The sequence below is a fragment of the Streptomyces niveiscabiei genome (genome assembly GCF_001419795.1).
Classification (GTDB): Bacteria; Actinomycetota; Actinomycetes; order Streptomycetales; family Streptomycetaceae; genus Streptomyces; species Streptomyces niveiscabiei.
In genome coordinates, this window is record NZ_LIRL01000166.1 from 1 (window position 1) to 9,377 (window position 9,377).

Annotated in this window: 10 protein-coding genes; 4 read left to right on the forward strand and 6 right to left on the reverse strand. The window is 68.9% G+C overall.

From position 1 onward, the window contains the following. Positions 1-22 precede the first annotated feature (22 nt). Together AOK24_RS09150 and AOK24_RS09155 are read right to left on the reverse strand one after the other, a co-directional pair. Positions 23-1,234: an MFS transporter gene (locus AOK24_RS09150; protein ID WP_240553755.1), complete on the reverse strand. Its 1,212-nt coding sequence runs from the start codon at positions 1,232-1,234 to the stop codon at positions 23-25. A 62-nt stretch (positions 1,235-1,296) separates the two neighbouring features. Next, positions 1,297-1,713, reverse strand: a complete 417-nt coding sequence (locus tag AOK24_RS09155; RefSeq protein ID WP_240553757.1) for a DUF1428 family protein — start codon at positions 1,711-1,713, stop codon at positions 1,297-1,299. Positions 1,714-1,943: 230 nt separating this feature from the next. On the opposite strand from AOK24_RS09155, the gene AOK24_RS09160 reads away from it, so the two are divergent. Continuing rightward, entirely contained in the window at positions 1,944-2,588 is a 645-nt protein-coding gene (locus AOK24_RS09160; RefSeq protein WP_055719552.1) for a winged helix-turn-helix transcriptional regulator, read from the forward strand. Positions 2,589-2,700: 112 nt separating this feature from the next. Here AOK24_RS09160 and AOK24_RS09165 read toward each other — a convergent pair whose 3' ends face one another. Beyond that, on the reverse strand, positions 2,701-3,897 hold the full coding sequence (locus AOK24_RS09165) for a HEAT repeat domain-containing protein (RefSeq protein ID WP_055719553.1): 1,197 nt from the start codon (positions 3,895-3,897) through the stop codon (positions 2,701-2,703). Positions 3,898-4,044: 147 nt separating this feature from the next. Between AOK24_RS09165 and AOK24_RS09170 the strand changes: the two genes are divergently transcribed. Next, on the forward strand, positions 4,045-5,388 hold the full coding sequence (locus AOK24_RS09170; protein ID WP_055719554.1) for an ABC1 kinase family protein: 1,344 nt from the start codon (positions 4,045-4,047) through the stop codon (positions 5,386-5,388). A 54-nt stretch (positions 5,389-5,442) separates the two neighbouring features. Here the strand turns inward: AOK24_RS09170 and AOK24_RS09175 are convergent, their stop codons facing one another. Both AOK24_RS09175 and AOK24_RS09180 read right to left on the reverse strand, forming a co-directional pair. Then, the gene (locus AOK24_RS09175) at positions 5,443-6,177 is read right to left on the reverse strand and encodes a maleylpyruvate isomerase family mycothiol-dependent enzyme (RefSeq protein ID WP_055719555.1); all 735 of its coding nucleotides are present in this window, start codon (positions 6,175-6,177) and stop codon (positions 5,443-5,445) included. A 3-nt stretch (positions 6,178-6,180) separates the two neighbouring features. After that, positions 6,181-6,732 carry a carboxymuconolactone decarboxylase family protein gene (locus tag AOK24_RS09180; RefSeq protein WP_055719556.1) on the reverse strand — a complete coding sequence of 184 codons (552 nt, stop codon included), beginning with the start codon at positions 6,730-6,732 and terminating at the stop codon, positions 6,181-6,183. 384 nt (positions 6,733-7,116) lie between these two features. Here AOK24_RS09180 and AOK24_RS09185 point away from each other — a divergent pair, with 384 nt between their 5' ends. Both AOK24_RS09185 and AOK24_RS09190 read left to right on the forward strand, forming a co-directional pair. Continuing rightward, positions 7,117-7,680, forward strand: a complete 564-nt coding sequence (locus tag AOK24_RS09185; protein ID WP_055719557.1) for a hypothetical protein — start codon at positions 7,117-7,119, stop codon at positions 7,678-7,680. A 4-nt stretch (positions 7,681-7,684) separates the two neighbouring features. Next, positions 7,685-8,233, forward strand: a complete 549-nt coding sequence (locus AOK24_RS09190) for a hypothetical protein (RefSeq protein WP_240553759.1) — start codon at positions 7,685-7,687, stop codon at positions 8,231-8,233. A 32-nt stretch (positions 8,234-8,265) separates the two neighbouring features. Here the strand turns inward: AOK24_RS09190 and AOK24_RS09195 are convergent, their stop codons facing one another. After that, the gene (locus tag AOK24_RS09195; protein ID WP_055719558.1) at positions 8,266-9,039 is read right to left on the reverse strand and encodes a phosphotransferase family protein; all 774 of its coding nucleotides are present in this window, start codon (positions 9,037-9,039) and stop codon (positions 8,266-8,268) included. Between the last annotated feature and the right edge of the window lie 338 nt (positions 9,040-9,377).

Consider the following 9,377-nt stretch of genomic DNA (forward strand, 5'->3'; position numbering starts at 1 on the left):
GGGGGAGGACCGGGCGGGCCGGTCAGGTCTGGGCGGTGAGCGTGGAGTCCCCGGAGTCGGCCGATGCCGCCGCCCGGTCGGCCTCCGCGATCGGACGGCCCAGGGCGAGCACGCCGACCCCGACGCCCGAAGCCACGACGAGCACCATGGCGGTGTTCAGGGACGTGGCGTCGGCGACCCAGCCGTAGGCGGTCGGCGTCGCGATGAACGAGGCGTACGCGGGCACCATCATGGCCGCCGCGACGATGTTGACGCGGCTGGGCGCCACCCGGGCCGCGGCGCTGAGGCAGGTGGGCTGCACGCCGGCGATGGCGATCCCCATGAGCAGGAAGGCTAAGACGGACAGCCACAGATCGAAGGCGGCCATCAACAGCGCCCCGGACAGGGCGGTTCCGGCCGCTGAGATCAGGAACGACCTGCGGATGCCGAGGGCGGCCACCAGCCAGGCGTTGATCATCCGGCCGATCATCATCGTGAGGCTGAAGAGGGCGAAGGCCGCGCCGCCGTAGACGATGGGTGCGTCGAGGAGCTGGTCGACGTAGATGACCGACCAGACCTGCACGATGCTCTCGACCGCGATGCCGAGCACGGTCATCACGAAGACCACGCGGAAGAGCGGGTTGCGCATCAGTTTGAGAAGGCCGACGTCGCCTTCCGTCTCGATGCCGCTCACGGCCTCGTCGGGCTCGTCCTGGTTGACCGGCGGGTACATGATCGCGAAGGAGGCGAGCAGCACCGGCGCCATGATGACGGCGAACAGCACGGCGACCCAGCGGTAGTCCATGCCGAGACTGATCAGCGCGCCCGCGCCGAGGGCGCTGATGACCGTGCCTCCGCTGTTGATCGCGTACATCATGTTCATCACTTCGCGACCGCTGCGGGCCTGGATCTCCATGAACACGCTGTTGGTGGCGGTATCGACCAGCGCGGACCCGAGACCGGCGAGGATGAAGGCGATCAGCAGACCGACGAAGTGGTCGCTCACGGCCAGCATGACGAGGAGCCCGATGAGCGCGAGTTGGCCGTAGATCCCGATCCAGCGGTGGTCCAGATAGTGGTAGATCCGCTTCGCGGCGAGCAGCGTCAGCAGTCCGACGACCGGCAGCAGCAGGTGCGCGGTACCGAAGAAGCCGTCACTCAGGTCGAGGGAGCGGATGACCTCCGCCCAGGCGACCGTCATCACTCCGATGGCGATGCCGAACATGAAGAACTGGGTTCCGGACAGCCAGGTCACGGCCCGTAAGTTCCATGGGGGGTCGGCTTTCGCCGGACCGGCCTCGTCCTGGTGTTCAGTCGTCACGCCGTCTCCTGGTGCTGGTACTTGGCGTACTCGTCGGTGTTCGTCAGCTCGAATACGGTGCTCATCTCGCTGCGCAGGATGCGCGAGATGTCGACTGTTTCCACGAGCTTGTCGTAGAGCTCCGCCAACTCGGGGTCGGCGTCGACCTTCGGCATGACCTCGTCGTAGTGCGCCCGGTCGTGGAAGTAGGCGAGTTCGGCGTAGATCACCTCGTCCGGCGTCACGTCGACCCCGGATGCGATGTCCGAGCAGCCGTATTTCGCCGCCGGGTCGCTCACTTCCATGAGGGTGCCCCCGATGGCGCCGTGGCGACGGAACACCTCGACGGCGTCATGGACGACAGCGCGGAAGTCCTCTTCGCGTGACCTGGGCACCCTGTGCAGGAACCAGATGAGATACACGGAATCCACCATCCAGCGGGATCTGAGCCCTGGGAGAAGGGCCTGCGAATCGAGCTGTCCGGCAGGAGGCTATACGAATCCGAAGTGAGTGGCAAGGATCACACGGGCCCTCCATGACCCGTGCGGCGTCGCATGTGCTCTGGCTCCGCGCATGATTGGGGCGGTGCGTTCACCGGCCCCCCTCGCACTCCCTTGCAAAGGGCGCGAATGTTACTATCGACAACGGGAGTAATGGAGGCTCAGTGAAGCGTGAGTATGGACAGTTCTGCGGTTTGGCCGCCGGGCTGGACGTCATCGGTGAGCGGTGGACCCTCCTCATCGTGCGGGAGCTGCTGATCGGCCCCGCACGCTTCAAGAGCCTGTTGGAGAACCTCCCCGGCATCGGCCCCAACCTGCTCACCGAACGGCTGCGGATGCTCGGCGACCACGGCTTGGTGGAGCAGACGTCCATCGCCGACGACGGGCGCGCCCGGCTCTACCGGCTGACCGAGTCCGGACAGGAGCTGCGGGAGCCCGTTCTCACGCTCGCGCGCTGGGGCCTGAAGCACCTCGACGAGTCCGACGCCGACGGGGCGACCCGCGCGGAGTGGGGCTTCCTCGCCGTGCAGGCGATGATCGTCGACGACGCCGTCCCCGAGGTGGACGAGGTCTACGAGTTCAGGGTCAGTGAGCAGATCTTCCAGATCCTGGTGCGTGACGGCCGGGTGTCCTTCGAACGCGGCACGGTGGCGGAGCCCGCGCTGACCATCGAGTGCGACGCCGGTACGTTCGTCCGGGTGGGGGCGCGGATGCTCTCCCCGTTCCAGGCCATCGCCACCGGGGACGTCCGGATCAAGGGGGACCCGGAGGCCGTGCTCCGCTGCTCCCTGATGCTCGGCCTGGGCTGAGCCGCCCGGCAGCCGCCCGCTCCGTCGTTCGACGCCCGCACCGGACCGGTCGCGCCGACGCAACGGTGCGCCCCCACTCGCGCAGGGGCGCACCGTCAGATCACGACACAGGTCACTCGGCGGCCAGCTCGGCACCGCCCTGGACCACGTCGATCTTGCCGTCGGGACGGCCGTGGCACTTGATCGAGTTGAGCGTGTAGCGGCCCGCGCCGGTGTGATCGCCCGTCTTGCCGCGGAACGTGCCGTACAGCTTCGCGTTGGTCATCGGGCCCGCGATCGGGTCCGTCGGGTTCGACAGCTGCACGTCGCCGGCGCCGACGGTGCCACGGTCGAAGGTGCGGTCCAGGTTGACCGCAGCCCAGCCGTAGTACCGGCCGCGCACGCTCTCCACGAACGGCATGTCGGCGTCGCGCAGGCGCTGCGCACGCGGACCGTCGCCGTGGATGGCGACCTCGCCCTTGCGGGCGAGCGAGGTGAGCGCGATACGGCCGAGCGACACGGGCACCTCGACCATCTCGCCCTTGCCGACGAAGCCGCTCGGATAGAACGGCCGCAGCGTCTCGGAGAGGTAGTTGTGCTCCAGGTTGTTGCCGTCGTACTCGACGCTCAGGCCGCGGAACGGGAAGATCTCGTAGTGGCACGAGCCGTCCTCGTTCAGGCCCTTGAGCTCCTTCTCGACGGTGAGGTCGGTCCGGATCGTCGAGACGTTGGTGCTCGCGAGCACGCGGCCGAGGATGGAGTCGAACCACAGCGGTGAGAGCACCGCGCGGACCGCGCCGACGCCGGGGGTCATGATGACGACCCGGCCGCCGATGATGAGCGGCACCGTCTGGTCGAAGTACCCGGTCTCCTCGACCTCCGCCTCGTTGTACACCCGCTGCGGCTTCACTCCGGTGATGTCGCCGATGAGCACGCGCGCCCAGTCGGCGACCTCGGGGTCGTCGTCCGTCGCGTACTTCTCGAGGACGCCCAGGGCACTCGGGCCGGCCGAACGCAGGGCCAGCCACAGCGCGCCCGAGCGGACCAGGCGGTCCTTCTCCGTGCCGATCGTGCCGGAGATGAACGCGAGGCTCGTCTCCGGGTTGCGGTCGGCGAGTTCCCACAGCGCACGCTCGCGCTCCAGGGGGCTCTCGTGCCCTTCGGAGACCTCGCGGAGTTCGCTGTCGCTACGGGTGTCGTACGGCAGGAACTTCTCGGTGATCGGTCGGGCGAAGTCCAGGTACTCCGCCGGGTCGTTGTACCGGGCGGCCGGCGGCGGTGTGAGCGCCACCAGCCCTTCCTGCAACCGGGATTCGATGGATTGGGTCATGTTTCCTCCGCAGTCAGGTGGTGCACCTCCACGTGAGGTAGCTATATAAAAACTAAGCTATATCTAACTGTCAAGCAGGATGCATCCGGCCTTTCCTTGACTGATACTGGGTCCCGTAGATCATCTACTTAAGGAATGTGTGGCCATATGGATCGAGCCGACCGTCCTGATCTGCCCGCCGTGACCACCGCTTCAGCCCTGCTGCGTCTCGGTCGGATCCTGTCGATCGTCTTCGCGGGCACCGCCCACCACCTGGCGCGGCACTCCTGGCGGCGCCTGCGGGGACGACCGACCGGCGCGGCGGACTGGCCCGAGGAACTCTCCCGGATCGTGGAGCGGCTGGGGCCGGCCTTCATCAAGTTCGCCCAGATCGCCAGCACCCGCGAGGACGTCCTGCCGCCCCGTGCCTGTGCGGCGCTCAAGCGCCTCCACGACGACGTCGAACCCATGCGCCCCCAGGACGTCCGCCGCGCGCTGTCGGATCATCTCGGCCCCGACCGGGCGGAGTCGCTGACGGACTTCCACCCCGTACCCCTGGGGTCGGGCAGCATCGCCTGCGTCTACCCGGCTCGGCTGAGCGACGGGACCCAGGTGGCCGTCAAACTCCGCCGGCCCGGCCTCACCGACACAGTCCGCCGCGACGTCACCATCCTCAGCGGCGTCTTCGCGCTCGCGGGACGCCTGCCCGGGCTGCGCGGAGCCCCGCTCGCCGACATGGCGCACGCCGTCGGGGCGAGCGTGCTCCGCCAACTCGACCTCGACGCCGAAGCCCGCAACCTCGCTCTGCTCCACGACGACCTCTCCACCCTGGAGTTCATCGCCGTACCCGCCCCCGTCACGTCGCTGTGCGGGGAGTCCTGTGTCGTCATGGACTTCGTGCCCGAGGTGCGCGACCACGTCGAGGTGACCGAACTGAGCACGGAGCGCCGCCGGGCGCTCGCCGACCAGACGCTCCGGGCCGTCTTCGAGATGCTGTTCTGCACCGGGCTGGTCCACTGCGACCTGCACCCCGGCAACCTGCGCCTGACCCGCACCGGCTCAGTGGTCGTCCTCGACGCCGGGTTCGTCTACCGCGTTCCCGACGTCGTACGGGAGAACCTGGCCCTGTTCTTCCTCAACCTCGGCTTCCGCAACGGCCCTCGGTGCGCCGAAGCGGTCCTGGCCAGCGCGGAACAGGTCGACAGGCACAGCGACACCGTCGCCTTCACCGCGGACATGACCCGCCTCGTCGACCGCTACGGCGGCACCACCGCCCGCGACTTCGACCTGATCGCCTTCTCCACCGAACTGTTCGCCAGCCAACGGCGCAACGGCATATACGCCTCGTCCGAGTTCGTGTTCCCCCTGCTCGCGCTCCTGATGGTGGAGCAGACGGTCCGCCGTCTCGACCCCGACGTGGACTTCCAGGCCATCGCCCGCCCCATCGTCTTCCGCGCGGCGTCGGGCCGCCCCGCGGGCGAACGCCGCCGCCGGCTGGAGACCGCGGGCTGAGCAGCTCCATGTGCCGCTGACCGTCGCCACCCGGCCTCCCGGGTGGCGACGACGTCAGTCGCGCAGGTGACGGCTCACTGCCCCGCCCACGGGCGCCGCCTCCTCGACACGGTGCGCCGGCGGCGTGAACGGACCCCAGGTGAACGCGGGCAGCCACGGCGCCGGCTCGGTGCTCCAGGACAGCTCGCCGATCTGCCGGACCGTACGCCGCCCGGTCAGCGCGCGGAAGATGTCCCTGCTCTCTCCGCTCAACGTGGCGGCCGATTCGCCCTCCCCGGCCGTCCACACCCGGTCGGGCGTCCGGACGCACAACGCCGGCAGGCTGCGCTCGTGCAGCGCCACGGTGAAGCCCATGACAGCGAGATCCAGCGCATCGGCGAGAGCGGGGTGGCGGTCCGGCGGAGGTACGCCGAGGGCGGCACGGAGATCGAGTTCGTGCGAGAACGCGTCCAGGGGCAGAATGCGCCGGCGCAGCCAGTCCGCGCGCGGCAGCACCCGTGGCAGCTCCTTCTCCAACTCCGCCCAGGTGACGACGAGTTCGGCGACCGGTATCCCCGGAGGCGGGGGCAGCGGATCGCTGATGTCACCCGGCTCCTCGTCGACGGCCATCCGGCAGACCACGACGAGGTGTCCGACGAGATCGCGCACGCTCCAACCGGGACAGGCCGGAACCGGGAGATCCGCGGCCGAGGGGCGTGAGGTGACGAGTCGGGTGATGTTCTCCCGGCATCTGCGGTAGGTGACGTGATGGACGGCGTCCGGGAACGGTTCGGCGGACTTGTCGGTCATACATCAGCCGTCCTGGACGATGCCGGCCCGGTAGCCGTCGTTCACGATCCGCCGAGCGGCGTGCTCGTAGTACCCGTCGTCCTTGGGCAGTTCAGTGGCCAGAGCGCTGACATAACGGTTGTACATGCAGAACGCCGCGGCGATCAGAACGGTGTCGTGCAGGTCCGTGTCGTCCGCGCCCTCGGCCCGAGCCGCCTCGATCGCCTTGTCGGAGACCGGACGCGCGGCACCCTGAACCTCGGACGCCACGCCCAGCAGCGCACGCAGACGGCCGCTGATCGGTGCGGTGCCGGGGTCGGCCAGCACAGCCCGGACCAGTTCCTGGCCTCCCGCCAGTTGCGCGGCGGCGAAGGCCCCGTGCGAGGAGGAACAGAACGCGGTGTCGTTCAGGTGCGACACGTACGCCGCGATCAGCTCACGCTCTCCCGGTTCGAGCGAGGACGGCGCCCTCAGCAGAGCGTCCGCGAGGTCGCCCAGCGGTCCGCCGGTGTCGGGACGATGGATCATCAGTCCGGTGATTCCGGGAAGGTCGTTGTTCAGTGCGACATGGGGCATAGCTCTTCCTCCAGAAAATGGGGGGAGACAGGCGACCGGCAAGGGCCGAGTGGCCGCGGCCCGGGGCCTCGTGAGCCAGGAAGCTAATGAACCGTCCTGCCGGTGGCAACTGCCCGCCGGAGCAGGAGAACGAACGCCGTCGTGGCCGGGCCGTCGGCCGACCGCGCGAACAGGACGGTGGAGCCTCACGCCATCAAGCCGCTGAGCAGCGGCGGTCGTTCGGTGAGGGCTGGGACGGCCGACATCGCGGGTCAGCCGTCGAGCGGTTCGCAGGGGTGCGGGCGTCCGCCGACCGGTCCGCCAAGGAGAGCACGAGGGGAGAAGCCCTCCCGCTCACGGTCCTGATGTAATGAGCCACCGTTCCCTGACCGCGGAGGTTCAGGCATGGCCATCAGCATGGGAGCGTCACCGCGCACTCTGCGGGGCGGGCTCGACTCCCTCAACAGCCGTCATCATCAACTCGGTCTGCGTGTCTTCCTGATCATCGTCGTCGCGCACTGGGCGGAGCATCTGGTCCAGGCGTACCAGATCTACGTCTTGGGCTGGCCGATCCCGGAGGCACGCGGCGTGCTCGGGGTTCCGTTCCCGTGGCTCGTCACCTCGGAGTGGATGCACTACGGCTACGCCCTGGTGATGGTGATCGGCTTGTTCCTCCTGCTGCCGGGCTTCACCGGCCGCTCGGGCACCTGGTGGAAGGTGTCGTTCGGCATCCAGGTGTGGCACCACCTGGAACACCTGCTGCTCCTGGTCCAGGCGCTGGTGGGCGCACACCTGCTGGGCAAGGCCGCTCCGACCAGCCTCATCCAACTGATCATGCCCCGCGTCGAACTGCACCTCTTCTACAACACCTTGGTGACCGTCCCCATGGTGGTGGCGATGTACCTGCACACCCGCTCGAACCGGCCGGACAACGCCGATGCGCGGTGCACCTGCGCGCCCAAGGACTGACCTCGTGCCCACCAGCGGGAGGAAGCCGTCCGGGTTCGTCTCCCTGCTGCTCCTGCTGGCCGGCATCCTTCTCTTCTGGCTCTCGGTGCCACATCTCGGCACCGTCGCCAGAACCGCCACGGCCGACGGGCCGCGGGGCACCTTCACCGCGCGCCACCTCACGTGCTCCGGGCACGCCGGGCACACCACCTGCGAGTGGTCAGGAGCGTTCCGGTCCGACGACGGCACCGTGAAACTCACGGGCGTCACGCTGCACGGCAGCGACCGCGACACGTTCCGGACCGGACAGACGGCGCCCGCCGTGGACGTGGGCAACGCGGGGCGGGTCTACAACCCTACCGGTTCGCACGCGTGGATCGTCACGGTCGTGCTGGCGGTGCTCGCCTACGTCCTGTTCGCCGTCGTGGTCCGTCGGCACCTGATGCCTCCACCGCTTCCCGGCAACGGCATCCGGCCCAGCACGATCCGTGCGGTCTCCGCCCCACGTTCCTCGACCAGGCGATCCTCGACGAGGGCTCGCCAGAACCTGCCGGACCTGTTGCCGCCCCGATAGCAGCCCCACGGAGCGGGACAACGACGGACACCTCACGCCGCGCCCCATCGCGCTTGCGTATCCGTGCTCCTGAGCGTCTCGATGCGGTACGACAGTTGTTCCGCAGCGACTGTCTCCCCTCGGTCGGCGCGGCGGATGAAAGAACCGAGCGTGTGCAGGTCCCGGATGCCGCACAGGACCGGAAGACTGGGCCAGCGCCGGATGTCATAGCCGTACCGAGCGCTGAAGGCGTCCAGATCCTCGGAAGTGCGGCCGAAGCGCACTCCTTGGAAGGTGTTGGCCAGGTCGATCTCGCGCGGGCCGACCGCCGCCTCGTCCCAGTCTCCGAGCCGGACGGCCTGGCCGTCCCAGAGCGTGTTGCCCGGGTAGGCGTCGCCGTGGATGTGCCCGTGTCCCAGGGGGAAGTCGAGTTCTCCGTAGGCGTGGAGAAGTTCCTGCCCGCGCTCCATGAGCCACGAGACCTGGTCCGGTGACAGGTAGGTGCTGGATTCCACGGCGATCGTGAACGAGGCGAGCGGCTGGTACCCCGGCAGCGCGACTGGCGGGGACGGCAGAGAATGCAGGGTGTGCAGCAGGGAGCCCAACTGCCCTGTCGGAGGCACCCTGTTCGCGGGCTGCGGGTAGTGCCGCCAGAACGTGACCACGTAGGACTCGTGTGCCACCGGCTGCGGCACGTCGATGGGGTCCGTCGCCGGAAATCCGTTCGCGACGAGCCAGCGTGTGAGCGCGACAGCCGTCGACAGGCGCTGCCGCTGGGAGAAGGGACTGACACGGACCACGACGCCCTCGCCGGCGAGCAGGTACACGGAAGTGGCGTGGTGGTGAAGCGGGACGAGGGAGCGGTCGGTCAGGCCTGCGGTCCGGCAGGCCGCACGGGCGGCGGACTCGGGGGGAGACCGGCATCGTCATCAGTGAGGGCCTTTGCTCTCGGACCGTCCGGCTCCGGGCGAACCGGGGCCGTTCGAGAAGCCCAGCCACTCCCCGCACGGCGTCGCCGAGCGGGCGGATACCGGTGCCTGGGACGAAGTCGTCGATCACATACGCACCCAGCCCAGCAGACCGGCGCCCCGGCAAGCACCCGTCACAGCCGCCGAAGCCGAACGGCAACGCCTCATGCGAACCCGGCTCCAGCGATGTTGTCCTC

Bases quoted from the DNA above. Each gene is read 5' to 3' on its own strand.
- AOK24_RS09155 (WP_240553757.1), bottom strand. From the start codon at position 1,713: ATGGTGGATTCCGTGTATCTCATCTGGTTCCTGCACAGGGTGCCCAGG.
- AOK24_RS09165 (WP_055719553.1), bottom strand. From the start codon at position 3,897: ATGACCCAATCCATCGAATCCCGGTTGCAGGAAGGGCTGGTGGCGCTC.
- AOK24_RS09170 (WP_055719554.1), top strand. From the start codon at position 4,045: ATGGATCGAGCCGACCGTCCTGATCTGCCCGCCGTGACCACCGCTTCA.
- AOK24_RS09175 (WP_055719555.1), bottom strand. From the start codon at position 6,177: ATGACCGACAAGTCCGCCGAACCGTTCCCGGACGCCGTCCATCACGTC.
- AOK24_RS09180 (WP_055719556.1), bottom strand. From the start codon at position 6,732: ATGCCCCATGTCGCACTGAACAACGACCTTCCCGGAATCACCGGACTG.
- AOK24_RS09185 (WP_055719557.1), top strand. From the start codon at position 7,117: ATGGCCATCAGCATGGGAGCGTCACCGCGCACTCTGCGGGGCGGGCTC.